25 protein-coding genes and 4 tRNA genes are annotated in these 26,772 nt (G+C 36.7%); 1 reads left to right on the top strand and 28 read right to left on the bottom strand.

Going from position 1 to position 26,772, the window contains the following annotated elements; genetic code table 11:
• Window positions 1-10 precede the first annotated feature (10 nt).
• The 17 genes from EO122_RS04265 to EO122_RS08225 all read right to left on the bottom strand — a co-directional run bounded on the left by EO122_RS04265 (window position 11) and on the right by EO122_RS08225 (window position 12,682).
• Window positions 11-1,120 (bottom strand): Nif3-like dinuclear metal center hexameric protein, encoded by a 1,110-nt coding sequence (locus EO122_RS04265; protein WP_127009522.1) that lies wholly within the window; start codon window positions 1,118-1,120, stop codon window positions 11-13.
• Between the two features lie 12 nt (window positions 1,121-1,132).
• A complete protein-coding gene (locus tag EO122_RS04260) occupies window positions 1,133-1,813 on the bottom strand; it encodes a class I SAM-dependent methyltransferase (RefSeq protein WP_127009521.1) in 681 nt (226 codons plus the stop codon).
• Window positions 1,814-2,014: 201 nt separating this feature from the next.
• A tRNA-Ile gene (locus EO122_RS04255) sits at window positions 2,015-2,089 on the bottom strand.
• Window positions 2,090-2,094: 5 nt separating this feature from the next.
• A tRNA-Leu gene (locus EO122_RS04250) sits at window positions 2,095-2,180 on the bottom strand.
• A 15-nt stretch (window positions 2,181-2,195) separates the two neighbouring features.
• A tRNA-Phe gene (locus EO122_RS04245) sits at window positions 2,196-2,271 on the bottom strand.
• A 47-nt stretch (window positions 2,272-2,318) separates the two neighbouring features.
• Window positions 2,319-2,394, bottom strand: a tRNA-Asp gene (locus EO122_RS04240).
• A gap of 95 nt (window positions 2,395-2,489) precedes the next feature.
• Window positions 2,490-3,278, bottom strand: a complete 789-nt coding sequence (locus EO122_RS04235) for a carbon-nitrogen family hydrolase (protein ID WP_127009520.1) — start codon at window positions 3,276-3,278, stop codon at window positions 2,490-2,492.
• An 8-nt stretch (window positions 3,279-3,286) separates the two neighbouring features.
• A complete protein-coding gene (gene epsC / locus EO122_RS04230; protein WP_127009519.1) occupies window positions 3,287-3,913 on the bottom strand; it encodes a serine O-acetyltransferase EpsC in 627 nt (208 codons plus the stop codon).
• A 60-nt stretch (window positions 3,914-3,973) separates the two neighbouring features.
• Window positions 3,974-4,888: a PLP-dependent cysteine synthase family protein gene (locus EO122_RS04225; protein ID WP_127009518.1), complete on the bottom strand. Its 915-nt coding sequence runs from the start codon at window positions 4,886-4,888 to the stop codon at window positions 3,974-3,976.
• Between the two features lie 103 nt (window positions 4,889-4,991).
• Window positions 4,992-5,978 (bottom strand): molybdopterin-binding protein, encoded by a 987-nt coding sequence (locus tag EO122_RS04220; RefSeq protein ID WP_127009517.1) that lies wholly within the window; start codon window positions 5,976-5,978, stop codon window positions 4,992-4,994.
• A gap of 7 nt (window positions 5,979-5,985) precedes the next feature.
• Window positions 5,986-6,360 (bottom strand): CrcB family protein, encoded by a 375-nt coding sequence (locus EO122_RS04215; protein ID WP_127009516.1) that lies wholly within the window; start codon window positions 6,358-6,360, stop codon window positions 5,986-5,988.
• Window positions 6,361-6,660: 300 nt separating this feature from the next.
• Complete coding sequence (locus tag EO122_RS04210; RefSeq protein ID WP_126937011.1) at window positions 6,661-8,076, bottom strand: aspartate ammonia-lyase; 1,416 nt, start codon at window positions 8,074-8,076, stop codon at window positions 6,661-6,663.
• A 146-nt stretch (window positions 8,077-8,222) separates the two neighbouring features.
• On the bottom strand, window positions 8,223-9,575 hold the full coding sequence (locus tag EO122_RS04205) for a tyrosine-type recombinase/integrase (protein WP_127009567.1): 1,353 nt from the start codon (window positions 9,573-9,575) through the stop codon (window positions 8,223-8,225).
• Between the two features lie 68 nt (window positions 9,576-9,643).
• Window positions 9,644-11,086 carry a DNA-directed RNA polymerase gene (locus EO122_RS04200; protein ID WP_164725961.1) on the bottom strand — a complete coding sequence of 481 codons (1,443 nt, stop codon included), beginning with the start codon at window positions 11,084-11,086 and terminating at the stop codon, window positions 9,644-9,646.
• Window positions 11,087-11,145: 59 nt separating this feature from the next.
• Window positions 11,146-12,165, bottom strand: coding sequence for a hypothetical protein (locus tag EO122_RS04195; RefSeq protein ID WP_127009514.1), 1,020 nt, complete (start codon window positions 12,163-12,165; stop codon window positions 11,146-11,148).
• Window positions 12,166-12,281: 116 nt separating this feature from the next.
• Window positions 12,282-12,461, bottom strand: coding sequence for a hypothetical protein (locus EO122_RS04190; protein ID WP_127009513.1), 180 nt, complete (start codon window positions 12,459-12,461; stop codon window positions 12,282-12,284).
• Window positions 12,462-12,505: 44 nt separating this feature from the next.
• A complete protein-coding gene (locus tag EO122_RS08225) occupies window positions 12,506-12,682 on the bottom strand; it encodes a hypothetical protein (protein ID WP_164725960.1) in 177 nt (58 codons plus the stop codon).
• 182 nt (window positions 12,683-12,864) lie between these two features.
• Between EO122_RS08225 and EO122_RS04185 the strand changes: the two genes are divergently transcribed.
• The gene (locus EO122_RS04185; RefSeq protein ID WP_127009512.1) at window positions 12,865-13,065 is read left to right on the top strand and encodes a hypothetical protein; all 201 of its coding nucleotides are present in this window, start codon (window positions 12,865-12,867) and stop codon (window positions 13,063-13,065) included.
• A 154-nt stretch (window positions 13,066-13,219) separates the two neighbouring features.
• On the opposite strand, the gene EO122_RS04180 is transcribed toward EO122_RS04185, so the two are convergent.
• The 11 genes from EO122_RS04180 to EO122_RS04135 all read right to left on the bottom strand — a co-directional run bounded on the left by EO122_RS04180 (window position 13,220) and on the right by EO122_RS04135 (window position 26,765).
• Complete coding sequence (locus EO122_RS04180; protein WP_127009511.1) at window positions 13,220-13,555, bottom strand: hypothetical protein; 336 nt, start codon at window positions 13,553-13,555, stop codon at window positions 13,220-13,222.
• Window positions 13,556-14,022: 467 nt separating this feature from the next.
• Window positions 14,023-14,454, bottom strand: a complete 432-nt coding sequence (locus tag EO122_RS04175) for a hypothetical protein (RefSeq protein ID WP_127009510.1) — start codon at window positions 14,452-14,454, stop codon at window positions 14,023-14,025.
• 1,108 nt (window positions 14,455-15,562) lie between these two features.
• A complete protein-coding gene (terL, locus tag EO122_RS04170) occupies window positions 15,563-17,293 on the bottom strand; it encodes a phage terminase large subunit (protein ID WP_127009509.1) in 1,731 nt (576 codons plus the stop codon).
• Between the two features lie 124 nt (window positions 17,294-17,417).
• A complete protein-coding gene (locus tag EO122_RS04165) occupies window positions 17,418-17,645 on the bottom strand; it encodes a hypothetical protein (protein WP_127009508.1) in 228 nt (75 codons plus the stop codon).
• Between the two features lie 165 nt (window positions 17,646-17,810).
• Complete coding sequence (locus EO122_RS04160; protein WP_127009507.1) at window positions 17,811-18,380, bottom strand: hypothetical protein; 570 nt, start codon at window positions 18,378-18,380, stop codon at window positions 17,811-17,813.
• Window positions 18,364-18,867, bottom strand: a complete 504-nt coding sequence (locus EO122_RS04155; RefSeq protein WP_164725959.1) for an N-acetylmuramoyl-L-alanine amidase — start codon at window positions 18,865-18,867, stop codon at window positions 18,364-18,366. Before EO122_RS04155 ends, EO122_RS04160 begins: the two co-directional genes overlap by 17 nt.
• Window positions 18,854-19,432 carry a phage holin family protein gene (locus tag EO122_RS04150; RefSeq protein WP_126937152.1) on the bottom strand — a complete coding sequence of 193 codons (579 nt, stop codon included), beginning with the start codon at window positions 19,430-19,432 and terminating at the stop codon, window positions 18,854-18,856. The genes EO122_RS04155 and EO122_RS04150 overlap by 14 nt, the downstream gene beginning before the upstream one ends.
• A complete protein-coding gene (locus tag EO122_RS08220) occupies window positions 19,432-19,572 on the bottom strand; it encodes a hypothetical protein (protein WP_164725958.1) in 141 nt (46 codons plus the stop codon). Before EO122_RS08220 ends, EO122_RS04150 begins: the two co-directional genes overlap by 1 nt.
• Window positions 19,573-19,974 carry a hypothetical protein gene (locus EO122_RS04145; RefSeq protein WP_164725957.1) on the bottom strand — a complete coding sequence of 134 codons (402 nt, stop codon included), beginning with the start codon at window positions 19,972-19,974 and terminating at the stop codon, window positions 19,573-19,575. It lies immediately after the preceding gene.
• A 43-nt stretch (window positions 19,975-20,017) separates the two neighbouring features.
• The gene (locus tag EO122_RS04140; protein WP_127009504.1) at window positions 20,018-22,195 is read right to left on the bottom strand and encodes a phage tail fiber protein; all 2,178 of its coding nucleotides are present in this window, start codon (window positions 22,193-22,195) and stop codon (window positions 20,018-20,020) included.
• On the bottom strand, window positions 22,149-26,765 hold the full coding sequence (locus EO122_RS04135; protein ID WP_127009503.1) for a glucosaminidase domain-containing protein: 4,617 nt from the start codon (window positions 26,763-26,765) through the stop codon (window positions 22,149-22,151). Before EO122_RS04135 ends, EO122_RS04140 begins: the two co-directional genes overlap by 47 nt.
• Window positions 26,766-26,772 lie beyond the last annotated feature (7 nt).

The following is a 26,772-nucleotide window of genomic DNA, read 5'->3' as shown; positions in this document are numbered from 1 at the left end:
CCGAAAGTGCTTAGACTTCAAAGAAAAAATCTCTTTGTACATTACTTTCTATGACTTCTACTTCATCTGCTGTAAAACTCTTTTCTATCATTCGTTTCAGTACTGTTTGGCTCATATATTCCGTACCATAATGGCCTGCATCTACGACAAGAATGCCTAACTCTTTTGCCAGTTGCATATCATGGTATTTCACATCGCCAGTAATATATAGGTCCGCCTTCTGCTTCGCTGCTGCCTTAATAAATTCAGCTCCACTACCCGTACACAGCGCAATCCGTTCGATGTGTTCCACCTTTGCACCGCCCCATCGCAATTGACTATGAGGAAATACTGTTTGCAATAGCATTTTTGTGGCCTCTAAAGAAAGAGGTTCCCTTACACGACCAATGCGACCAATATGTTGCGCTTCATATATATGTTCCAATGCCACCACATCATAGGCAATCTCTTCGTAGGGATGAACTCGTTCCATGGCGGACAGCACCTTTCCTAGTAGTTTCTTTGGGACCACCGTCTCCACTCGTTCTTCTTGTACCATTTCTACAGTTCCCACACGACCAATATATGGATTCGTTCCCTCTAATGGTAAAAAGCGGCCTTCACCTGTGACGGAAAAGCTACAATGACTGTACTCTCCAATATGACCTGCACCGGCATCACCCATAGCTTGACGCACTGCTTCACTATGTGATGTTGGCACGTACACGGCCACCTTGTAGGCTGACTCTCTGCCAGTTTCTACTAACCCTTTGATACTTTGCAAACCTAACCGATTTGCTACCTCATCATTCAAACCACCACGAGCTATATCTAAATTAGTGTGTGCACTATATACATGGATACCATGTTGCAACAAATTTCCTATCATCTTTCCTTGCATGGTTCCTAGATTGATAGATTTTAACCCTTTAAAAATCATAGGGTGATGAGACACAATACACTGTACCCGTTTTTCAATAGCTTCTGCCACTACTTCAGCTGTCACATCTAATGCAGTCAATACTCGGCACACTGTACCTGACATAGATCCAACTTGCAAACCACAGTTATCCCAAGATTCTTGTAATGATACCGGTGCATGACGCTCAATGGCGCCAGCAATGTCTTTCATCGTTATCATATATACCTCCTATCATACAATAGAGCGCAATGCCTCTATTTCCTTTTCCATAGCAACTAAATCTTGACTACCCTTCGAGGCATCGCGCATATGAGATGCAATGGATTCTAATGTTTCTATTCTACGCTGTATATGATGCACCCAAATTGGGCTGCGACGCTCTTGTAATATAGCGCCATATTCCCACAATATAGAATCTGAAGGTAAGCTATTATATACGGATGTAACTCCTCGCTCTACGACCCATATATCATAATATTGCTTGCCTTCCTGCAAGCACTGCTCATCCGTAATACCATATCCTTGTGCGACGAGAAACTTCTTTAATTCCTCTCGATGGCTCTGTGGTTGTACCACATAGGTCTGCAACAACTCCGGACCTACCGAGATAATATGTTGCATCAATTCTCCACCCATACCGCAAATAACGGCGCAGTCAATTTCTCCCGCGGTTGTAACAGCCAATCCATCTCCTAATCGACATTCAATATGATCCTCTAATCTCCGTTCTTTCACAAACCTCTTCGCAGACTCTAGGGGACCATGATTAACATCGATGGCAATTACTCGCCCAGCTATTTCTTTTTCAATTAAGGCCACCGCCAAAAAACCATGGTCTGTCCCTACATCAGCCACAGTTTGACACGGGGGAGTCATCGTTGCTACTTGCTCTAATCGCTTTGAAAGTGCCATATTTGTTCTCACGTTTCTAATCTATCATAACTGGCATATATCGCATAGAACAACTAATATATCTATCTAATATATCCATCTACTACACTACATACATGACTTCCATACCACAAATGCGCAGTATAAAAAGCTCTCAATCCATTATACAATGAACCTGTATAGATAACAAAAAACCACCTCACATTGTGAGATGGTTTTATATGGTGGGCCCACCTGGATTTGAACCAGGGACCGACCGGTTATGAGCCGGTTGCTCTACCCCTGAGCTATAGGCCCTCGTTTGGTGCGGATGATGGGACTTGAACCCATACGAGCGTACGCTCACCACCCCCTCAAGATGGCGTGTCTGCCATTCCACCACATCCGCATGAGGATATGTATATGGTGCCTCAGGGCAGAATCGAACTGCCGACACACGGATTTTCAGTCCGTTGCTCTACCGACTGAGCTACCGAGGCAAAAAATATATAAATAAATCCAATTATCTAAAAATAGGTAAAAAAAATGGCGACCCCGATCGGATTTGAACCGACGATCTTCGCCGTGACAGGGCGACATGTTAACCGCTACACCACGGGGCCGTGTACTTAGTACTCATATAATATACCATAGGTATTGCATCTTGGCAATACCTATGAACAATTTTATATATTCCTAAAATGCATATATCTTGCACTTAGTACAAAGCTGGTTTTCGATCACGAAACACGTTAATCTTTGTGCGAATATCTGCTACCACTTCTAAATCGATAGTTACGGTTTGTACAGCGGCAGTCTCGTCTAATTCTAACCGGATTTCCCCCCATGGATCCACCACTAAGGAGTGTCCAGCCATCGGCAACTTCCCAATGTGTCCACATCCGTTAACACCACAGAAGAACATCTGATTTTCAATGGCTCTAGCTTGATTCAATATTTTCCAATGGGACAATCGCAGTAATGGCCACTGAGCCGGTAAAAAGAATAGTTCTACACCCTCTAATGCAGCTTTACGAATTAATTCTGGGAATCGAATATCATAACAAGTCGCACTAGAGCAGAGAATACCATCCAATGTGAAATGATGCACTTGTGTTCCGCCCGTGAAATAGAGGTCTTCTTTTGCAGGACTAAATCCATGTATTTTATCATAGGTAGATACTAAGTCACCTTCTCGATTATATACATAGGTACGATTGTAAATCTTACCATGTTCTTCGATGGCTACAGATCCTCCAACAATATTGACATGTAACTCCTTAGCCCACCCACTGAGGAGTTCTTGCATTTGATTTCCATTAGGGTCTGCTAAGGCTATCAAGTCATGGCCCGTCATAAAGCCTGTATTCCATGTTTCTGGCAATATAATGATATCTGGCGCATCCTCTGCTACTTGGTGTATCATCGCATCCATCATTTGAAGGTTCTCTTTCACCTGTCCAATTTGTATAGCACTTTGTACTATCCCTAATCGTACTTCTTTCATAGTCCCTCCTAAATGTGCCACGCCATGTGGTCCGAAAATTCATTAGGCGCTAGTGGCAAGGCATGACGACGTGGTATATATGTATCGGTAGCAAAGCGGTCTTGCTTAGGCTGGCGATAAATAATATGCTCTGGTTCCGTTTCAAAAATAATAACATTGGGCGGTACATCTCGTTTGATGACAAGATTACAGCCCATCTTGGACCCTTTTCCCACCGTAATGTCTCCCAGTACCTTAGTACCAGCACCAATTAACACATCGTCTTCAATCGTAGGATGTCGCTTTACTTTCCGCGAGTCCATCCCTCCTAATGTAACACCATGGAATAGAGTTACATTATCTCCCACTATGGCTGTTTCCCCAATAACAACACCCATACCATGATCAATAAACAAACCCTTTCCTATCTGCGCTCCTGGATGAATTTCTATACCCGTCACACGCCGTGCATGCAAGGCAATTCGTCTCGCCAAAGTAAACCATCCTTTTTTATACAGACGATGTGCAAAGAAATGCCAAAATAAAGCTGTAATATGCGGATATGTCCACACCACCATAAACCATGATGTAGCTGCTGGATCTGACTGCAACACTCGCTGAATATTATACTGGATTGACTTCCAAACCGCTCCCATTGTTACCTCCCTATATAGAGATAGCATGGCCGAAACCATGCTATGCTCCTTGTCTATCAATTATGAATGAATCCAATCCACGCTCTCAAATTGAATCATAGACAGATATTTTTCAACTCCATCTGGAGCTACTACCACTACATCTACATCTGGGAATTTTTTACCATATTGGCGGGCTACTAAAATAGCTGCCGCTGAAGAAATTCCGATGCCGATACCTGTTTCACGCATGAAGTTTCCAACTTCTTCAAGTGCTGCTTCATCAGTCACTGTTTGTACTTCATCCATAAGATCGGCATCAAAGTTTTCTGGAATAAAACCAGCTCCCAATCCTTGGATTTTATGCACCCCACCAATACCGCGAGAAATCACTGGAGATCCTTCTGGTTCTACAGCTACCGCTTTAATGTACGGATGTTGCTCTTTCAAGGATTTAGTAACACCTGTAAATGTGCCACCAGTACCAATTCCCGCCACAAACACGCCTATATTCGGTACATCACGTAAAATTTCTTTTGCCGTTGTTTCATAGTGAGCTGTTGGGTTAGCTGGATTAACGAATTGTCCTAGTGTCACAGCATTTGGATAGTTATCAAGAATTTCTTGTGCTTTTCCTAGTGCACCTTTCATGCCCACTTCTTTCGGTGTTAAAATCAATTGCGCTCCATAAGCTTTAATTAATTCACGGCGTTCTTGACTCATGCTTTCTGGCATAATGATGATTGTTTTAATCGATAACATCGCACCTAGCATTGCTAAGGCAATACCAGTGTTACCACTAGTAGCTTCTACGATAATCGTATCTTCCTTAATCAATCCTTTTTCTTTTGCATCTTGTAACATACCTAACACAGCGCGATCCTTCACACTGCCACCAGCATTATACTTTTCTAATTTAACATACACATTCGTGTCAGGAATACGATAGATTGGCGTATTTCCAATTAAATCAATTGCATTCTTTATAATAGCCATACTAATTCTCCTCTACTTAGACTTAAATGAATTATACTTCAAATTAATTCCTATTTTAAGGGTGGGATTTGTTTTTGTCAACTACATTTTCTCAAAATTACCACTATTTTGATTGAAAGCCACCATGTCCCATATGAATACAGTCTTGTTTTGTAATGCGGATATCTGCCAACAATCTCGGCACTATCACATCAAATGCGCTAGGAGAGCTATATAACACTCCACCTGGAACCCCCATAATTGGCGTATGATCCTCTAAATAAGCAATGCAAACCATCGAGCCAGGCAATACTGGTAATCCATAGGTCACCACTTCACTAGCTACACGAGCAATAGCACCTGGCGTCAAATCATCTGGGTCTACGCTCATACCGCCGGTACAGAAAATGATGTCCGCTCCTTGGTCTTTCACAGACCGAATAGCAGCTATGATTCTATCTGTATCGTCAGGCACAATCTCATGGGCCACTAATTCTACTCCAAATGGTGCTACACGATCTTGAATCACCGCCGTAAATGCATCTTGAATGCGGCCTTCATAGACTTCGCTACCAGTAGTCACAATAGCCATACGTTTTCGCACAAAAGGATGTACTTGGATAATCGGTTCTTTATCAGTTTGTAACCGTTTAGCCTCTTCCAATTGCCACGCTTCTAGCAACAACGGAATGCATCGCATGCCTGCCACTGGATCGCCCTCTTTCACTGGAGTACCATGAAACCGTGTAACAATCGTCAAGTCTCCTATCCCATTGATTGCGTGTAGAGCCTCTACATCAACCGTCAATACGCCATCATGATTGGCAATCGCTTCAATTTTCCCCTGTTGTACAGGTGTCGGTGAAAGTGATGGATGCTCGCAAAAACGGTATAATTCTTCCGCTACCGTTTCCTCATGGATGAGTTCATAATCCCCTTCTTCCATCACATAAATATGTTCTTTTCCTAGCTGCAATAATAACTCAATATCTTCTTCACGAATCACATGGCCTCGTTTGAAAGGCGTATCTTTTACTTCGCCAATAACAATGCGCACAATATCGTGGCACAGTGCTTGTCCCACTGCATCTTTTACATGTATTTCTTTCATGATTATATTAACTCCAAATTCGTTTTCCTATGGTAAAAGCCAAGCCACATAGACTGAACCCTACCAAAATTTGTCCCCCCATATATCCCAATATATGCCATATACCTTTTTCGGCTAGTAAGTAGCCTTCAAAGATAAATGTGGAAAATGTGGTGAGTCCCCCTAAAAATCCAGTCACACACAGTAACTTTACCACCGAGGATAGATGAGGATGCCCTTCTATATAGGCCATACCAAGTCCTATGAGCAATGAACCTGCTACATTGACGATGATCGTCCCCCATGGGTAGAGAGCCCCTTTATAGAGCATATATTGACCAATGCCATATCTAGTAAGAGCACCTATGGCTCCACCGATGGCCACTGCTATATAAGTATTCATTACTAAACTCCTTTACCCTTTTATTATACACTACACCCTACTGTTTATATATAAAATTAGCAACATATTACTTTCAATTTATATATAAGTCATAATAGTTATAAACTATATCACATATAAATTATAACGAGTATTCTTATATGCTCTATCTGCGTTGTTTCTTAGGTATACACTGTCTATGCATTTCCTATACAACATGGATATATCAAATACTATATAGCATCGAGCACTAGTAATGGTTTACATCAAAGGAGTACAAAAAAGAACTGCCCATTTCTAGACAGTTCTTCCCTATATACTTTAATTACCAGGATGTTTAATTAAATCTTGCCCTGCGATACCAGGACGAGTCATTTCTTTTGGAGATAAGATATGATCCATCTCTTCTTTCGTTAATAGTTTTTTCTCTAAAATGATTTCTTTTACACTGCGGTCAGTTTCTAATGCTTCTTTTGCCAAGGCCGATGCATTTTCATAACCAATATGAGGTAATAAAGCTGTTACAATGCCAACAGAACGATCTAACCAGTACTCACATTGTTCTTTATCGACTTCTAGATCAATCAACAACTTATCTACAAATGTATTCACCGCATTTTTCAAGTAGCACATAGAGTTGAACAAGTTATAGGCAATCACTGGCTCCATAACATTCAATTCAAACTGTCCATTTTCTACGCCAAGAGAAATTGTTAAATCATTACCGATGACTTGATAACAAGTTTGATTCAATACTTCTGCAATGACAGGGTTCACTTTACCTGGCATGATAGAAGAACCTGGTTGGCGTGGAGGCAATTTCAACTCTCCAATACCACAGCGAGGGCCCGATGCCATCAAGCGGAAATCATTGGCCATCTTAATTAATACGAGTGCTGTGACTTTCAAACCAGAAGAAATGTCCGCAAACACATCTGTATTATTTGTAGCATCAATTAGGTTATCTGCCGTGATGAATGGTTCACCTACAACACGAGACAATTCATCTACCACGGATTTAATATAAGTTGGCTCTGCATTTAGACCCGTGCCTACTGCAGTAGCACCCATATTGACAGTATGTGCTTCTAACATAGCAGACTTAATACGACGAATGCCACGACGTACACCAGAGGCGTAAGCACTCATTTCTTGTCCTAGGGTAATTGGCACTGCATCTTGTAAATGAGTACGCCCCATTTTTAAGATTTCTTTGTATTCTTCAGCTTTTTTATCTAACTCATCTGCCAAACGACGTAGAGCGGCTAATAAAGGCTTACTCTTCATAATCGCGCATACTTTGATAGCCGTTGGGAATGTATCATTTGTAGATTGTGCCATATTAACATGGTTATTAGGGGATACAATATCATATTGTCCTTTTTCATACCCTAAAATTTCTAGCGCACGATTGGCCAATACTTCATTCATATTCATATTGAAAGAAGTTCCTGCTCCGCCTTGGATCGGATCTACTGGGAATTGATCATTGAAGTTACCACGCACCACTTCATCAGCAGCACGACTGATAGCTTGACCTATTTTTTCATCCAAACGACCAGTACTCATATTCGCCAAAGCACATGCTTTTTTTACCATTGCCATAGCTTTTACAAAGTCTAAATCAATCTTTTTACCTGTAATAAAGAAGTTTTCAACACCGCGTAATGTTTGTACTCCATAGTACAACTCATCAGCAACCTCTAATTCACCTAAAAAATCATGTTCTTTTCTCATAGTCTACCTCACTCCATGCCAACAGCATGTATATTAGTATTGATATAACGTATATCTATAGGTTATATCTGTATTATATCACAAAGTAGCTTAATACAAGTATTCTATCGCTACTTTCTAGATTCTGTGTATGATTTTGTGTATTGTCATATGATAGATAGTTTTTTGAATATTTCTTTTGGGTCATTAATCAATTTACCATATACTTTCAAAATCATTGAAGGATCCTTATGTCCTACTTGCTGAACCAAGGCATATAAATCCACACCTTTACTTATTGCTATTGAAATGTAGGTGTGTCTAGTTATATGTGGTGTGATTTTTATAGCTAAAGCTCTTCCCATTCTATTTAAATATCCCCGAAATGTTTCAAAGTGTAGGTACTTTTTTACATTTCCATTAAATATGATTTGATTACCTTCCATCATTTTTTTAGTTAGGCTTTTATATAAAAAATCATCTTTAACATATATAACTCTTATACCACTTTCTGTCTTTGGTTTTTCAAGCATCACTTCGTGATTAATTCTATCATAAGATATAGTTTTACTTATGCTTATTTCAAGCATTTTATCCTTATGAAATATTATATCATCCTTAGTAAGAGCTATTGCTTCCCCAATTCTTAGCCCTGTTTTAAACAACAAATGTATCAGAAGTTCATACTTACTCCCCTGACAATAAGTAAATATGTCTTTCACTTGCTCTACAGTTAATGCTTTCTTTTCATATACTGGTTTTACTTTAATAGGCTCTATTTTCTTCAGCATCTGCTCACTTATAATATCCATATTGTATAAGTGTTTACACAATCCTATCAGTAGGCATTTTAACACATGTTTATTCTTATCACAAATACTAAGCCATTGGTTTATTATATTAGCCTGCAATTCTCCTAATTTTACATCATCAATCTTTTTAAAGAAATTATTTAAATTGATATAGTACATACTTTTCGTAGATTGTCTTATTTCTTTTTTGTCTATCCATTCTAAAAAGTATTCTTTAAAACTTCTTTGTTTTAATTTCTCTAATAGTACATTATCGTTTCTTGAGTTTTCTTCCTCTAGTTTCCTTGCTGTCCTATTTCTATTGGCCAATACTTTTGCTTGCTCTTCTTCTGCTTCTTCCCTGGTGTTAAACTTAGGGCTTTTATATAATATCTCCTTCCCGTTATGATCATATGCAAGTGGTAAATTTCTGATATAAAATACTTCTTTTCCATTATTCCTTTTTAGGCGTTGTATTGTGCCTTTACGTGTTGGTATCACAAATTCTCCTTTCTGGATACCAAACCTTTCACAATACACATTATACACACTTTTATAGAACGTGGCTATTATTACCCCTACTTGTTCTGCATTTAATCGTATACGTCCATCTGCATCATAAGACACAAATAGCATTTTATCTTTTTCCAACTTTTTAATTTTTTGTCTTATTGTCTGTTGCGACACTTTCAAATATTCGCTTATTTCTTTAATTGTGAATACGGCCATATTTTCCCCTATTAAAATTAGACACAAAAAAAGACCCGTTCCAATTGGAATAGGTCTTTTTGCATTTCTTAATGAAATATATATGTACTGCTTAGCACTTCTGCTATGTCTAATTTTCCTTTTTGTGGTTCTTCTATATCTTCTAACGATTCGCCTATTAGTGCTTCAGCTTGTTTCCTAAATTCTGATAGTGGTTCATATTCGGTGTACAATTTGTAAAACTGTTCCCGTATGATGCCTTTTAATACATGGGCTTCACCTAAGCTCGTACCAAAACTATCATGAATTGTTGTATAGTTCTGTAGGCTACTTTCGTTAACTACCATCATTAAATGGGTACTATCTAAGCTATGGATAAAGTTAGGGGCTATTCCGTTAACTTGTTCTGTCTTGCGTAGCTCCTCTTGTTTGTCTATATCCATGTAATAGATTGGTAATCTTATTGATGTACCCAGTCTTGTTTTAAACGATTTTGTATCACGTTCTAAATAGACTTGCTGTACATCAAGACCTAATGGTGTTTCCCATTGAACTGGCTTACCGCTATTAACAACTTTCCTTGCTATCTTTTGCAAGTACTCCATCGCTTGTGCACCTTTTACAACAACATCTTGAACTGACTGCCATATTTTACTAGCAAGATATTTGCTTGCGGGGTCTTCATAACCTTTAAAATGTGGGTTGTCTTTTGTTATATCGTTGTAAATTTGTTCTCCGAATCCGTATTGTTTACTTCCGTATGCTAGGGTCATTACAGAACGCTTGCATACTTTTCTATTAATTCCATATGCTAACCATGCATCAGCTAGGCTTTTTGTACCTCTTTTTTCTACTGTACGGCCGTTTTCTTCATAGTATTTAGTGTAATTTTCTGTACCACACATGGAATCAATCTCTACTAACATTTTTACTTTATCTGCTACATTTTGGTAAATGTCTGCTGGTCTCTCATGATCAACTAAGTTTACAGCATTTCCGCCTATCTCATCTCTTAGCATTGCGGAGTAATGTTGCAATCCTGAACAAGTGCCATCATAGGCAATTGGTATAGGGCATTTAAACCCTACTAGTGTGCCGTGATTTTTTCTATATAGTAATGCATCACGGTATGCATCACAGAACGCTAGAAATTGTAGGGGTTCGTCTGCCCCTTCCCAGAAGGAAGACAAAAAAGGTTCTGCACTACTTGCTAGTATTTCCTTTTCGTTTTTGTCTATCCATTCGCAACGCTCTTTTAGGCTTATTTTATCGTTGCCATAAAGATTGCATCCTTGAATTTTTAATAGCTCCAGGTCTTCTAGGTCTCGTGTGCATTCTTTAGGTTCTGCATAATGTAACACCGATTTCATGATGTCATCGCCTTGATGGTTAAGATAACTCATGGGGTATATACGCCCTCTGAAATCAATGTTACATGGGAAATAAATATGGTCGTATTCGCTAAAATCTTTAGCAATGTTATAAATTTTATATACTCTTAATGCTCTTGATCGTCTCGCAATCTCTTGCATGTGCACCTCGTACATTTTTCTTTTATGTACTCTTAGTGCTTCTTTATCTGCTCCTTCTGCTAGGGGTTGTAGCTGTGGTATTGATTCGGTACTTTCAATCCCGGCTCTCCCCCCCCCATTTCGAGAATGATTTTGATAACTGAAAGGATTCTTTTGTTTATTTTATAGGGTGTCTCTTGAATTTTATTTACTGCTTGCATGATGTATTGTAAATTATCTTTTTTCTCTACCTTTTCTAAATAGGTTCGCACATATTCCGTATTCAAGGTATATTCTGCTAACCGTATAAACCATACATTAGAACGCAACGCTCCATAATAGGCACCGTCATATATGCTTGTCCATGGTTTTGGTGGTATGATTGTTGGTACTTCTATCGTGCATCTATGAGCCATTCTATCCATATTAGTACTCCATATTTTAGTAAATAAATCAGAAGGAATAATACACTCACTCCGCCTTGCTTTTGATGTAAACTCTGCAAGTCCTGTTGAAGACACAAATATATAAATGAGTTGCGTTGCCAGGTCTGCTAATACTCTTGTGTTGTAGTCTTCCCACTGAAAGCCCTCGTTTTTAAATGCCGTTTTCAAAAACGCTTCTTTGTATCTTGTTTGAACCCTTCTATCTAACTGCCGTTCTATTTCTTTTGTTCTTGTTTTAGGTATAACTTTTGCGTATTGTTCTAATGCCAATTCGTAATAAATCCGCTTACCCATCATTATTGCAACGCTAGACACACTAAACGTATTATCTGCTAGCAAGGCTTGCAAGCATGATTCAAAACAAAAAGCACAAAACACCATAACAGTATTTTCAAGCCCCTGATCAGTAACGCACCTTTGCACAAATTCATGATATGAACGCCGTACCCCTCTTTTTGGTTCTATCTCCGTTTTTACAAAGTCTTCCACATTTTTAATCATGGTGTCTTTGTAGTAACTCATAATACCTTTTGCAATTGGTGTCTTATCACCCCTATTGCCTTGCATGTCTTTCTTAATCCTGATTCGAAACGCCTCACGTGCATAATTCTTGTAATACTCTTCCAACGCTAATTGTTCTTTCAAAGTATTCATGTCATACCTCCATTTTAAAAAGACAAAAAAGGGGCTGATAAGTAAACGGCCTTACTCGGTCTTACTTACCGCCCCTTTAAAAGTGGTACTGCTTCTATTCATTTTTTTGTGGTTAACTATCTTCTATAATTGTATTTTTCTTGTTCTTCTTCGGTCTGCATCAGTTCTTGCACAAGTGGTGTAATTGCTCCAGCAAAAGCAAGTAATGTAATTAGGTTCATTACTTCGTTTTCTTTTCCACTGCCTAGGATAATTCCTAGACACAAAAAGCCTAAATATAAACAAGTTTTATTCATGATGATTTCCCCTTTATATAATTCTACACACATTGTAAAAATTCCTACATAGGTCTTTTACCTTCTTGAAATAAAATTTCTTTTATTTCGTCATATACTTTTTTTATATATGCAACTTCTTTTTTGTCTCCCTTCTGGAATATCTCTCTTATTCCTTCTAATATTTCCTTACGCCCTTTTGCTCCTGTGTTTTGAAAAGCTGTAATGTAGAGATCTTGCATTTCTTAATACCCCCTTTACTTTGCAATGCTATTTTGCATTACATTATAATTAAAAAATATATTGTAATGTTGTTTTGCATTACTTTTGATTTAATTATAGCACTTTGAAAAGTAAATTGCAATGCTTTTTTGCATTACTTTTATTTTTTTGATATAATATACTTAATAAGGAGGTGTTTTATATGGACTTTGAAAAAAATGTAAAAAGAAATTTTTATAATTCTTTACCATCCGATTATTCGATCACTTTTAGGCTACCTAAGCAATTAAAGGAGGATTTTGTTAATCTTCCTAATAGTGGTCCTCTTGCTAGTGCTTTAAAAAATTTTATGATTGACACTATTCTATACCATCAAGAGAATTCAAAAGACAAAAAAGAATAAAGACAAAATAACCCTAGTAACAGTTTTTATAATTTTACTGTGCTAGGGCTATTTTTTATATCTAAATTATATTATCTTTAAGCTCCTGGTGTCATTTATACCAGGAAACAAAATAAAGCCTACTAACTTATATTTTAGCTAGTAGGCTTTTTAGTTATTTAATTAAGCGGATAAGGCACCCCATTTCTCCAGCACGATAGATTTCAATTTTATTTGCCCAGAACTCCGCCATCAGTTCCTCATCATCGTATACTTTACACCAGCTTTTACCCTCTGCTACTTGTCTGTAATGTGCTGGTACTTCTTGTGCATCTGTAATTACATATGCGGTATAATTTGCATCTTCTCCAAAGTGCACCGCCATTGCATGCATTGGAAAGCGAACTGTTAAGCTTGCAATGTCACTAGCTCCTAATCGTGTTTGGAACTCTTTGTAGTTTTTTACGTTTTCTTGTGCTTGTACTTCTTCAAATTTTACTAATGTGCTCATGGTCGTTACCTCCGTTTGGTTTAAATATAAGTTATTTTAAAATTCTTTGCAAGTGTTTTATTTGATTAAGTTGACCCATTTTTATATTTTTCTAAGTACTTTTTAGCATATTCAAATTGAGCGTTGAAGTCTTTTTGTAATTCTTGTTTTTGTTCTGTTGTTAATGTGATTTGCATTTTGGTTACCTCTAACTTATATTGTAATGTTTATTTGCATTACATAAAGGATAAAAAATTTTTGGTTCGGGTTTGTTTGTCGTTCCCCTCACCTCTTGACTATATTATACCATATGTAATGCAAATATGCAATACATTTATATGGTTTTAATTATAATTTTTGTCTATTACAACAATTAAACAAACAATAAAAACTATATAAACAATGCAGAAGCATTGAAAGACACAAAAAAGCACCGCCAGGAATTATATAATACGGTTCACCCCTTATGCTCCTGGTGGTACTTTGTTTTATTGCTTACGTTTATAATGTGCTGTAATTTTATAGGCGGGGTTATACGTTGTAAATTCGTTCGGCTTGCTTAGATCAAAATACAACGTTAGCTTACGCCCCTCTAATTCCATCAGTATAGTACGCTTATTAGAATTATCCCTATCTAGCCTTGTTGCTCTATAGGTGTATTGCTGTATGCCCCAATATTCTGGTGTAATGCTTAAAGGTGTACCCGTACGAACGTTGTACCATTCCCCCATATATAAAGAGTCGGCTTCTTTCTTATAGTGTAGGTATTCCGCTCTAAAACGCTCCTTTTGCTCTTGTGGTGTAAATTTGCTTATACCTATTTCCCAATCTTCTAACATCCTTGCTTGTGATGTATTAGGCATGGCAATCGTTGCCACAAAAAGACACAAAAGAAATAGGCTTGCTTTTCTTGCTTTCATGTAATCCCCTCCTTTTTGTCTTTATTGTAGCATTTAAACAATTTGAAGGAAATAAGCTTTTGTTTTATTTTTGTCTTGTCAATAATTCTTTTTGCCTTTGGTTTATTTCTTTGTATTCTCTTTGGTTGTTGCTTTCATCTATTTTTATCTTTGTTTTAAATTGATATGATCATTTCTTTTTATTCTATTTAATTTGCTTACATTTCTCTACAGCTCTTGTTTATATAGACTTTTCAAAGGCTAATAAAATAGACACAACAAGTTTACTCCTCTTTTTTTAGTCTTTGAAAAGTTCATCATGGCACTATCATATTTTATGGTTTACTTTCCTCTTTGGTCATGTAAAAGGCTTATGATACTCTTATGTACTTTTATCAGGTATTCTTCAGGACTTCTCACATATTCTTAATATAAGTCTTTACCACTACGTGTTTTAGTAGCAGTTGGATTCTTTGGTACTTGTACAAGTTATCTTTGATAATGTTATGAATGTCTACTACATCTCTATAGGTATTACCTTTTGCTACTGCTATGAATACTATAAAATAGAGTCTATCGACTATGACACATAACCCCCCTCAAAAACAAAGGTAAGAGAGGGTAGGTAATGGTAATGTATATAGGAATAGGATAGAGTGAGAGAGGATAATATAGAGAGGTAAGAGACACCATACGGGGGGTATTTAAATCTCTACCTGTGTATATATCCCCTCATAAATTTTTTACAAATTTTCTATACTCACTTTTATCACACCTTTAATAATCTCTTTAACCATACTTTTATCAGTGAAGATAAGACCCTCTTTTAAGACTTCTATATAGATTCTTAATATATCATATATAGTATTATATAGATATTATATAAGAACTCTTATAATAATAAGTTTTTTAAAAGAAGAGAAAAGTAGTCAAAAGAGAAGAAAAGAGTGAGTGATGAACAATAAAATAGTCTGAATATGACATCCAATCTTCAGTCCGATTAGCAATACAGATTATATTGTTCATATAGTGACTCAATTTTATTTTTCAAAATAAAATAGTTGTATTGTTCATATATTTTCCCAATTAAATTAATCAAGTTAATTACCATGTGTACATAGTCGAATAATTAGTTAATTCTATGATTCTTTAAAAAGTTATAATTGTTATTAATACTGCTAGGATCATCATACTTGTGTGTCTTAATATTAAATAAAACACCTCTATCTGGATCTAACCAATCAAGTAATCGATTTTCCATTTCCTCATCAATACCTGTTTGTGCATCCCTATTCATAATATCACTAAAGTACTCTACACCCATAGTTAGAACGTCTAAACGGTCATCATGTGCAAGACTACCTTTATCCCTAGAAATCCTAGTCATCTGATAAAAAAGGCTATAATTTAGTGTCTTTTCGTTCGCTTGATAATCGTTCTGTATGATAGGTTTATGAATGATTAGTTTATGTTGTGCCATGATAGGCTCAAGTGTATCAATGATACGTAGTTCTTTTTGTTTAAAGTTTCGCACCTCTTCAATAGCACAAGGGTGTGTCTTTGTAAGGTACGGAGTAAATAGTTGAGTAAACATGCCATTACCAAAGTTAGATTCGATAAGTACTACATTTACATCAAAGGATTTAGCCTTATTAGCTAGTTGTGAAAGCACATTATCTGCATAACCATTGCCTTTAAAGGCTCCTACGTCTAAGGCAAAAAGATATCCATTTAGATATTTAATAACAGCATAAGCTGTTTCGTCTTGTCCTCTACCGCTGGCATCAATAGCTAACACACTGCCTGTATATTCTGCTACTTGCTCACTCCTACTTAGTGGTTCGTAGAAATAGTCCCCCTTTAGTGCAAGGTTTGGTACGTCATCAATTCTATACATGCGTTCATTTGTCCAGTTCCATTTTAAAGAAGAGGACTTTTTGTCTAAAGAGGATACGATCAAGTCGGATACTTTTAATGGATACCGTTCATAGTCGCTCAAGTTGGTATTAAGCATAAACTGTAAGGCAAAGCCTGCTTTACCATATGATAACCTACGTTTGGTTATTTCCTCTTCATTAAACCGTTTTGGGTCTGTTGGTCTACCACTCCATCGTTGTGGCTCTGTATCATATCTATTAGCAATAATAGGTGCTAATCTGTCCCCATAGTGTTCCCTTTCCTCGGGTGTTTCTGGGTATAATACAGTCCATATATTAGTGCGGTATCCCCTGTTTTGTAATTCGTTATAAAGGCTCATTTCATTTTGTGGTGTGCCTAGGTAAACTATCTGTCCATTCGGTTTTAATATTGCATCATATTCCCTAACAGCTTCAAACAGTTTATCCCTTTGTGTCTGTGTAGCACTGTTATTCGATACTTCCACGTCATCTGATATGAGTAAGTCAGCACGACTACCTGTAATTTGTCCAGTGATACCTACGGACTTTATAGAGGGTGAAATATCTGGTGTAGCTAAGCCTACATCAAATATGTTCTGTGTGTCTCGTTGTCCCTTTTGTGGTAACAAATCAGACAAAAAAGGTAGTGTCTGTATAATTTTCTTTACAAATATTGCGTTGGCATCTGCTCTATCTTTACTTGCGGATACAATCAAGACCTTTTTCTGCGGTTCTCTCCACAAAGTCCAAGCACTAAAAGCACATGTAATAAATGATTTAGCTACACCACGGAAGCCTTGTATAATGTAACGATCACTTGGTGGATTCATCAATGCTCTTGCAATATCATATTGTATCTCGGTAGGTTCGGGTAGACTAATACTATCCCATACCATGTATAGGAATACTCTAAAATCTTCCCGTGCCCTATCAATTTGTGTCTGTGTCCAATTAGTTGCCATATGTGATATACCTTTTTTACATAATATTAAATTTAAGCTATCTATTGTCGCCGTTAAGCCCCCTCTAGTATGTTTTAGGTGTAATCTATCATAGGTATATTTAACGGCTTATTTCGGGTTATTTTTAGTCTAGTGGTTCATCGTCAAAAATTGGTATTTCTTTTACCTCTTGTACGACAATTTCCGTAAGGTTCTTTGTTGTATATAACTCATTGTCTTTCAAATACTTTCGTACAGTAGCTAAAAACTTTGGGTCTCTCCTAAGTTCTTCATCATGTAAGCCCTCAAGTAGTGCCGTTGTTTCAAGTTCTGCTATTGTGTCTATTTGCATTCGGCGGTTCTTTACATCCATATCTGTATATATCACCTCTCTAACATCAAATTTAAACTATCTATTATCGCCGTTAAGCCACCTCTAGTATGGTTTAGGTGAATAACACCACGGAGTTATGAAAAGCTCGTTTTAAGCGAACATAGGCAAAAAGAGGTTAGAACGTATCCTAACCCCTTATATCTGTTATAACCATTTTGTAGCCGTCAATGTGATTCTTTTGTCTGTATTTTTCTGCAATGATAAGATATCTGCTTTTAAATCAATATCAAGCTCTTTTGTTTGATAGGATAATCTTGCACCCATTTTTACCGCTTTATCTTTATTTGTATCTGTTTCAACATAAACGCCCTTTTTAAAGCGTGGTTGTTCTGGTACTTTAATATCTAAATTTACTTGCCGTTCCTCGGAGACCACAAGTTTACCGTTATCAAATTTATGGTTTTCTTTAGCTTTTGTTGTCTGCACCTCGTGCCGTTTACCATTCACTGTTACAACAATAGGTTTTTGCTTATCTTCAATTTGTATATCCGTATCTTCACCCTTTGCTTTTGGTACATAATGAATGGTTCTTTTATTCTGTTCCTTCATCTCTACTTTAACTGAAGGTTGTGTGTGCTCTTGTTCTGGTGTGTCTTCGTGTGAATGTCCACCTAATGCAAAGTGAATAAATGTTGCTAGTGCTAAGACAAAAACTAATGTACCTATAATGATGTATAGTATGATTTTAACTCTTGTACTAATAACCCCAAGCATCCATATACCCCCTTGCTATTGATCTAATGTAGTCACCATCACCATATAAATCCCATCGCATATCAGGGTCGTCATCATCAATACCATAGCCGTCCATATCAGCTACTTCAGCATGTGTGAGTACATTATCTAAAGAAATACCAATCTCGATACATAGTTTAGCTACTACTCTACCCATCATATCGTACTGTTCATTTGTAGGTGGATACTCTCCATAATCAATGGTTCCATCATTAAAAATACTTGCTTTATAAGCACATGCTAAGGCAATTCCAATAGCACCTGTATTACGTCTCCATGTATGTGCTTTTCTTTCATTGAAAGAATCCATATTAGAGTAAATACGTCCGTCATGGTCAATATTTAAGTGATAGTCACCAAAGAATTGTCCATAACGCCCTGCACTCCAATGTAAATAAATCATATTGATATTTCCACGTGCTTCTGTTGTATAGTCGGATAAATCGTAAAAGTCAATCTCTCTCATGATGTCCTTCTCCTCCTTCATAAGATGTGGTATTTACTGTTCTTTCTATTGTGTCTTCGGTAGTTCTTTTCACAACTTCTTGCTCTACTCGTTTATTTACTCCAAACCTAGACAAAACGGCTAAAATACCATCTTTTAAAAATGATGCTTCTTTTACACCCATTTCCTTTAGGTTTTCTGCGATTGAAAAACATTCTGCTACTACTACAGTAAGATAGATAAGAAATGATATTGTCTCATCTGCTTTTAAACCATTGTAGGCAAAGTCTGGAAATAGATAGACAACAATTGCCATAAGAATTGCTAAGGCATAGGCTCTTGTCTTTTGCCCTAGCCCTTCTCTAAATTCACGGCTTTCAAGGTATCCCTTTTGCCATGCTCTAAAAAAGATACCTCGAAATGTATTATAAAAACTGCATTCTCTGTTTGTGTCTCTGTTATAGTTATCGACTACGATAAACCATTTTGTAATTACATCAAGAATGACTAGTATCGCTATTAATAACATCATGTTTATAGCATTTAATAACGCTTTATCTGGTATTGCTATGTGTAGATAACTCATTATTCTTCCTCTTTTAAATCCATTAAATCATTATGAATACATCCTTCTGTAGGGCATGTACCGTCTTCATTGAGTGTCATATAACACCATTCACAAAAATGCATTACTGGAATATCAGAATGTACTTCGTAGTTATCCATTTACTTTACCTCCTTAATCTTTGCAATCATTTCCTGTGTGAGTTTCTTATACTGCTCCTGTAAATCTGCTACACTAGCACCGCTTAATGTACGTCTTGCTAATGTTTGTTCTAATGTTTCAAAACGTTTGTCATAGTAAGCTTTAATCTCTGTAATACGTTCCGCTTTAGTAGGTGCCACAGGTTCGGGCACATAGTCAATAAAATTACCATTGATGTAGCATTTATTATTTGATACGAACTCGTTTTGCATTTCTTGTGTACCTGATAAGTATGTATGGTTCGGATATTGCATTTTAGCAAAGCTTAATACTGATTCTTCTGTATCTCCATGTAAACCTACTAAATAGGTAGTCACTCGAAGACCTTTTTCATTTAGGACAAAAATATATTCGTTATTCATGAGTGCTCCTTTCATATAAAAATAATGCTATATACATTTCGTACTATATCCCTAAGGCAATATACTTATAACCTTGTTTATAAGAAAGACGGTCAGTTCGGAAAGATGAGTTAGTTACACTCGCTATATACCATTCTTTAATCACTAGTTCACTTGTACTATATTCCTCGTCATACATATAGCCAACCCTTAAAGCGATTAAACAACGATTGGGAAACGTAATAGGAAATGACGTTACAGTATCCGTATCTGTTCTGTTTTGATAAATTCCTCCTTGGATAATTAGACCACCAAATGCTTGCCCTAAACACAAATACCATGCTGATTCATTACTAAAATCATATCTTACACCTTTGCTTTTTAATAGCTCTGTAATATCTACATTTGCATTACCTAACAGTTCTTTTACTACTGCCAATGTAGGTACAAGGCTTGTATTTGTGTCTGCCTTATTGTTAGTAAACAATTTTAATAATGTAGCTGTATCACCTTTTGTAATAGTCAAGCCTTCGGTATGTTTTGCAATATCCGTAACGGTGGCGTCATAATCTCCATGATAATGCCACGAACCCCACGCATTATAGAATGTTCGATAGCAAATATTACAAGGTTTATTACTAGCACCATAGGAATAGAATACTTGCGTAATCTTATTGGTATCACTTTTAATCACCTGCACTACACCATAATAATAAACACGTGTAGCACTCGGTGCGTTACTCCATCCCCACATACTGGCTGTCGCTTCATACATACCAGGTTCGGTGAACTCATTCCAATTATTGATACCTGTAGGAATAGGTTTCATACTCATGTATTTGTTGAGGTTATGTGCTGTAGGTGCTGTATTATGTGCACTGATTTTACTATCAATCGAACTGTTAATATCACTTTTTAATGTCGTGTTATTTGCATTAATTTTAGATGTAATGTCAGAACTAATCTCACTCTTCAATGTACTATTATTAGCACTGATTTTAGATGTAATTAAACTTTCATTCGCTCGTGCTTGTGACGTGTTGTTTTCATTAATCTTTCTTGTAATCACTGCTTCATGTACACTTGCTTGTGCAAGGTTATTTTCTGCAATTCGATTAGTAATCAAGGCTTCTTGTTTAGACAACAAAGAATTTGCAATATCACTTTTTGTCTTTTCATCAAGTACACCACTTTTTAGCTTTTCTGATGCACTCTCTATTTGTGCCTTTACTTCATTGGCTGTACGAATGGTTGTATTTAAAGTGGATGTAGCACTATTAGCATTTGATGTAAGTTCTTGTTTTAGTGTATTGGCTTGTGCTGTTAGTTCTTGTTTAGCACTGGTGATACGATCATTAATAGCACTAGTAGTGTTATTAATCCTTGTATCAATTTCACGATTCACTGTAGCTACTTTACTATTAATAGTATTTGTTGCATTGGTCAGTTGTTGTGTTAGGTCACTTTTAGCACTATTGATACGGCTTGTTACATCAGTGGTTGTCCGTTCCCCTAATTGAGTGATAGCTGTTGTTGCCTTGCTTAACTTGTCAGCAATTGCTGTATTTGTTTCTTGGCTTAACCCCGTAATGTCAGCTTTTGCTTTTGTAACCTTAGTTGTAAACTCCATGTTATTTGTGTTCATTTGTTCTGTAACACGTTGTGCTAATTCATTAGTACGTTGTGCCGTAGCATCCACTGCGGACTGTCTAGACAAAACATCTCTTTGTGTCTGCTCAATGCTTGCTTTATGTTGCCGTACCTCTGCGGTAAGCTGTTCTACCTCTTCTTTTTGGTGTCTAACGTACCCATAAGGTACTGCATCAGCATCTTCTGTAGGGTTCCCTACGTGTTTGATACGGCTTCCTTTTACATCCCATGCTTCGTCAAGTGCACGTGTAATCGTTTCATCCCGTACATTGTCCATTTGCTCTTCTGCAAGATGCATTAATTGGATGTAGGATAGGTTCAAATTATCAGCTTTTAAAATACTATTATCTGTCCACGATACAATACGGTTTGACGGTGTTACCCTGTAAATAATTAAAGACACCCCATTTTGTGGAGGTGCCTTTAAAATTACTTCATTTTGATTGACTGTAAAATCTTTTGGTTGTTCTAGCTCTTTACCATTTAATGTTACATGGATAAATGTACTGTTTAAATAATCAAAACTAAATGAATAGTTCTTCTGATTATTTGAAGTAGTCAAGGATACCTTGCTTTTGTACTGTCTTATCATTTTTACCTAGTCCTTTCTTTTCCTGTCTGCGTGCTCTTCGCTCGTTCTTTTCTTGTAGTTGTTGTTGAAAGTTAGTTAGTTGCTTTTTGTCTCTATCAGCGGTATCACTCCATAATGCGGTCGCTACACGAATAGGCATAAACTTTCGTATAGGATATAGCTTTTCTAGTTCTCTACCTGCTTTATCGGATTCTTTTTTATTATGTGTCCATATACTATCTATGCCATGTCCTACTCCTCGAATACCACTATAAGCCGTTGCAATTGGTGGTGCATTCTTAACTAATCGCTCTAATGGATTATCATCATCTGCATAGCTACTAACGGTTGTTTTGTAACTATCTGATCCAGTTAAAATAGAATGTGCATCTTGTGCATATCCTAAACCACTGCCTGTACTACTACGCAATAATCCCGCTGTTATGATATTCTCTGGTGTTAAATGCTCTTCTATCCACTTTTGTTTTTCTTTTGGTTTGTCTTTAAACTTTTCTTCGGCTTTTAAACGTTCACGCATAGCCCAATATATACCTGCTGGAATAGCTGTTGAAAGTGTCATAATTAAATGCTCTCTTTCAGGTTTAGATAACATCCTTAACATATGTTGATTTACTGCAATTCTACTAAAGTTCCTAAACTGCATCATTAAAGCAAAGAATGGATGTTTACTTGCAAGGTCACTATTGCCAATATTAGGCTGTATAATAATGTTTTGACTTTCATTTTGTAGATATGATTTCATCTGTACGTAGCTATGAAAGTCTTCTTTAGCCCATTTTTTCATATCTAATCGGCCATCTTTTGTGTACTTACGTACGATAGACAAAAAAGCTTCTACATCTGTAATGCCTGCTCTTGCAAAGTGTTCATCACTAAATATATTTGCACGTAATGTGCTTTTAAACTTACCTTGTGAAAAGCGGATTAAATCTGTGAATAAATCGGCCTGTATCATCTGAATAGAGTTAGTCGTTAATGGATTCATCATGTTTAGCTTACTAGTTACCATAGCTATTGTGTCTGCCACATTATTGGCCATTCCCAACAATTTTAAAGTCGTACTTTGATTTTCTAATTCATGTCTAGCATAGGAAGGCTGTGTACCAGGGGAGTAAAAACGATCGTGGGCATTTTCATAACCTAGTACTTCATCTATAAAGCGTTGCTTTTGTTCACTAGTTAAATGGATATCTGATAAATCCTCTACTTTTCTTTTAAGAAATGGAATGTAATGGAGTAGTGCTTTACTACCATTAATAGCAATTGCACCAAACCCTTCTGATAATTGGTTACCCATAGCATTCATCATATTAGCACCATAGGATAGTTTACGGAGTAATTGTGATAGTTCAGCACCTACACCGTCTGTACCTCTTTGTCTGCCTTCAAATAGATACGCTCCAGTAATGCCTTCAAGGCTATGTTCTAAAGCATCAAGCTCTCGTTCTGCTTGTGTCTTTGTGATATAACCTTTTCGAACACTTGTGTCTAGCTCTTCTACTACTCTTTCGTGGAGTTCTTTTACATCTTTGGCAATATCTGTAATACCTGTAGCTTGATATAATCCTACTGCTCCACTTGTTCGATTGGCTTTATATTGCATTGTCATTGGAATGTCTTTCACTCGAATAGAATCATAATCAAATAAAGCTCCATTTGGTAATTCTTTTTTTACTGTGTAGTCAAGTGGTACACGTGCTTTCCAGTAGTTTTGTTTACCGTCTTTTGATGGATGTAACGTAAATATCTTTTCATTGTCTAAAGAGGTGTGCCAACTTGCCATATCTTTTGCTAGATAATCTATAAAATCTGATGGTATAGATGTAAACTTATCTATCAATCGTTCACGAATTGCATCATCAGACAAAATTTCACCTGTGGCTAAGTCTACCCATTCACCATCTACTTTTTTCATTTCATTACCATATTTTACTAACAAATCTTCAATGATATCATTATCATACATATAGTGTCTGATAAAGTTATCATCTATTCGTATTGCCTCTCTGAAATACTCTGTCATGAATTTTTTGTATTCTTCATCACTAGCAAATAGGCTGTTAATATATTCAACTTTACCTGCATCAGGAATACGTGTTAATTCATCTATTCCACTGCCACTAAAGTCATTAATTAAACCACTATTAGCCATAATTTGTTTGTCTTTTCTACGGAATTTCTTGACACCTTCTACTGCTTTTCTAAGTGGTTCGCTCAATTCATCTAGTGTTTTTGTCTTATCCCTATACACTGCATGATAGGCATCGACTACATCCATAGACCACAATCTCGCTTGTTCATTCGTTGGTAATTTGTACCATCCTTTTTCTTGAATATATTCTTTATAGGTATCTAATACTTCATCTATGATAGGCATATATTCATTTTTAATAATTGTTTTTACTGTCTCTGCATCTAAATGATTCGCATTGTAACGTTGTCTTGTATCTCGATGTAAAAACTTACCTAATGTACGTAACGTTGAGGATGTGGAGTTCATAAAAAGACCACTAATATCCCCAATGAATTTACCACGATCTAACCATTGTCCTATTTTTCTACCTAGTTTTGTCTTACCTAAAAAGCCTAGCTGTGTTTCTTTTCGCACTGATTCTGGATCACGCACACGCTCTTCTAATGCTTCTTTCATTTCATCCCTAAAAGTTTGCCCTGTAGGTGGTTCAGTACGTTCTTCATATTTAGGTGCACCATTTTGAATATCTGCTATCTCTTCTGCATATGGTACATCTTCTTTTGGTAGCTCTTCTACTAATTGTGCTTCTTTTTGTGCTTCTTCAGGTCTAAATGTAATTCTATCTTTAGGTTTAGGTTCAATATCTACATACGGTGTATTATCCAATACTGGGCTATCATGCTGTGCTAAAGACACAAGTTCTTCTTTACTTCTTACTTTTCCGCCTGTTAAGCTTCTACCATCTGATAACGGTATACTAATTGTTTCTACTGGCTCTCCTGTAGCTAGATGTGTTGCTATTGCATCTAAATCACTATTAGATAGTTTTGTATCCATTGCTTCGGATAATTCTTTTTTAATAATGTTATAGCCTTTACTTTTTCTGTTTCCTTTTAAAAAACTACCTAGACCTTCTGCTGTAGCTTCAAACCCATACTTTTTAGCAAATTTTTGTAGGTCAATGTTTAGTATAGGTTTTGTCTTTACCGCTTTATCATCCATAGTAGCTACTGCATCTATACTATCTTTTAATAGCTTCGCTTCTTCTAATTTAGTAGCTTTACCTCCTATTCCTTTAGTAAATGGATGTAACAATAATCCTAGACCAAAAGAAGACACACTACCTACTAAGAATGCACTACCATAATCTGCTTTAGCTCCACCTAGCTGTTCACGTGCTCCTACGTCTACCATATTTAATAGACCATTGGCTACACCTATTTCTGCATACTTTGTGATAGCCTTTTCACCAATTTTAGACAAAATTTTACTACCAAATTTAGCCCCTAGTTTAGCTGTAAGTGCTTCTTCACCTGCCACTGGTATAAAGTTAATCGGATCAACTGCCGTACCTACTAATGTACCTAAGACACGTCCTGTATTCCATCCACCTTCTTCTATTCTTTGTTGTCTGTCAAAAAAATCTTTTTTGCTATTTACTATTAAATCAAAATGAGCCTTATTGCTTGCATTTGCTTGTGCATACATTAAGGCTCTATATCGTTCATCATCTACGCCATCTTGCACCCCTAATAGTGTTTTGGCTTGTGCAATGTCATCATTTGTAATTTGTGTTTGTGGATTGTTTTGTGATAGCTTACTTGTAATATCATTATAAAATAAGCTATTTTCATTATGTATCCCTGTTTGTACTAAACGCCCTAACCAACTATCGTCTAGTTCCTGTCTAAAGGCATCTTTGAATGTTACTGTATTATTACTAATCCACTTTTGAGCCCTCTCAAAGAAGCCTTCTTCGTGCTTTTCTTTAGGCTCTATCTGTCCTATAGATTTTAGATAATACATACTATCAGGATTAGTTAATGAATTTCCCCATGGTCTTTGGAAATTATCTTCTGCTGTCATCTGTGATAAATAATTTTTGTCTGAATATCGTCCAGCACCTGGTACATAGGTTTTATCTGCGAATGCATCAGTACCATCATATTCTTGTGAACGTGCTCGTATCCCTGCTCCATATTCTATAATTGCTTGTTCTAATGTTTTACCACTATCTTTAGCTGGAAAGAAATAATGGTATGTTCCACCAGGATTACCTAATATATTTGCAAATTCTTCTGGTGTCTGTGCTTGTGCAATACCTGGGTAATTTTCTATAAGGTATCTACCCTTATAATCTGCGTATTCCTCGTCACTAGCAAATACTTTATAATACAAATTCCCATCTTGGGGTGGCTGTGGGTACGGTGTTGGGTCTACCTGTGTAATACCACCGTAGTTATGTGCCACTCTTGCAAGGGGACTATTTCCATCCCCTGTTTCTACAAGCATTTGTCCAAACAAAAGTCTTGCATTAATCCCGTACTTTTCTTGTACATAGTCTGCAATATACTTTAAACTGCTAACTCCTGCCATGATAGAC

Origin of the sequence: Veillonella sp. CHU110 (genome assembly GCF_003992255.1) — a bacterium.
In the GTDB taxonomy this organism is placed as follows: domain Bacteria; phylum Bacillota; class Negativicutes; order Veillonellales; family Veillonellaceae; genus F0422.
Note: the sequence above shows the minus strand (reverse complement) of the source record. Positions and strands in the feature narration are given on the sequence as shown.

Coding starts and splice junctions, on each gene's coding strand:
- EO122_RS04265 (WP_127009522.1), bottom strand. CDS start 1,120: ATGATAACGATGAAAGACATTGCTGGCGCCATTGAGCGTCATGCACCG.
- EO122_RS04260 (WP_127009521.1), bottom strand. CDS start 1,813: ATGGCACTTTCAAAGCGATTAGAGCAAGTAGCAACGATGACTCCCCCG.
- EO122_RS04235 (WP_127009520.1), bottom strand. CDS start 3,278: ATGAAAGAAGTACGATTAGGGATAGTACAAAGTGCTATACAAATTGGA.
- epsC (WP_127009519.1), bottom strand. CDS start 3,913: ATGGGAGCGGTTTGGAAGTCAATCCAGTATAATATTCAGCGAGTGTTG.
- EO122_RS04225 (WP_127009518.1), bottom strand. CDS start 4,888: ATGGCTATTATAAAGAATGCAATTGATTTAATTGGAAATACGCCAATC.
- EO122_RS04220 (WP_127009517.1), bottom strand. CDS start 5,978: ATGAAAGAAATACATGTAAAAGATGCAGTGGGACAAGCACTGTGCCAC.
- EO122_RS04215 (WP_127009516.1), bottom strand. CDS start 6,360: ATGAATACTTATATAGCAGTGGCCATCGGTGGAGCCATAGGTGCTCTT.
- EO122_RS04210 (WP_126937011.1), bottom strand. CDS start 8,076: ATGAGAAAAGAACATGATTTTTTAGGTGAATTAGAGGTTGCTGATGAG.
- EO122_RS04205 (WP_127009567.1), bottom strand. CDS start 9,575: ATGGCCGTATTCACAATTAAAGAAATAAGCGAATATTTGAAAGTGTCG.
- EO122_RS04200 (WP_164725961.1), bottom strand. CDS start 11,086: ATGCAAGAGATTGCGAGACGATCAAGAGCATTAAGAGTATATAAAATT.
- EO122_RS04195 (WP_127009514.1), bottom strand. CDS start 12,165: ATGAATACTTTGAAAGAACAATTAGCGTTGGAAGAGTATTACAAGAAT.
- EO122_RS04190 (WP_127009513.1), bottom strand. CDS start 12,461: ATGAATAAAACTTGTTTATATTTAGGCTTTTTGTGTCTAGGAATTATC.
- EO122_RS08225 (WP_164725960.1), bottom strand. CDS start 12,682: ATGCAAGATCTCTACATTACAGCTTTTCAAAACACAGGAGCAAAAGGG.
- EO122_RS04185 (WP_127009512.1), top strand. CDS start 12,865: ATGGACTTTGAAAAAAATGTAAAAAGAAATTTTTATAATTCTTTACCA.
- EO122_RS04180 (WP_127009511.1), bottom strand. CDS start 13,555: ATGAGCACATTAGTAAAATTTGAAGAAGTACAAGCACAAGAAAACGTA.
- EO122_RS04175 (WP_127009510.1), bottom strand. CDS start 14,454: ATGAAAGCAAGAAAAGCAAGCCTATTTCTTTTGTGTCTTTTTGTGGCA.
- terL (WP_127009509.1), bottom strand. CDS start 17,293: ATGGCAACTAATTGGACACAGACACAAATTGATAGGGCACGGGAAGAT.
- EO122_RS04165 (WP_127009508.1), bottom strand. CDS start 17,645: ATGGATGTAAAGAACCGCCGAATGCAAATAGACACAATAGCAGAACTT.
- EO122_RS04160 (WP_127009507.1), bottom strand. CDS start 18,380: ATGCTTGGGGTTATTAGTACAAGAGTTAAAATCATACTATACATCATT.
- EO122_RS04155 (WP_164725959.1), bottom strand. CDS start 18,867: ATGAGAGAGATTGACTTTTACGATTTATCCGACTATACAACAGAAGCA.
- EO122_RS04150 (WP_126937152.1), bottom strand. CDS start 19,432: ATGAGTTATCTACACATAGCAATACCAGATAAAGCGTTATTAAATGCT.
- EO122_RS08220 (WP_164725958.1), bottom strand. CDS start 19,572: ATGGATAACTACGAAGTACATTCTGATATTCCAGTAATGCATTTTTGT.
- EO122_RS04145 (WP_164725957.1), bottom strand. CDS start 19,974: ATGAATAACGAATATATTTTTGTCCTAAATGAAAAAGGTCTTCGAGTG.
- EO122_RS04140 (WP_127009504.1), bottom strand. CDS start 22,195: ATGATAAGACAGTACAAAAGCAAGGTATCCTTGACTACTTCAAATAAT.
- EO122_RS04135 (WP_127009503.1), bottom strand. CDS start 26,765: ATGGCAGGAGTTAGCAGTTTAAAGTATATTGCAGACTATGTACAAGAA.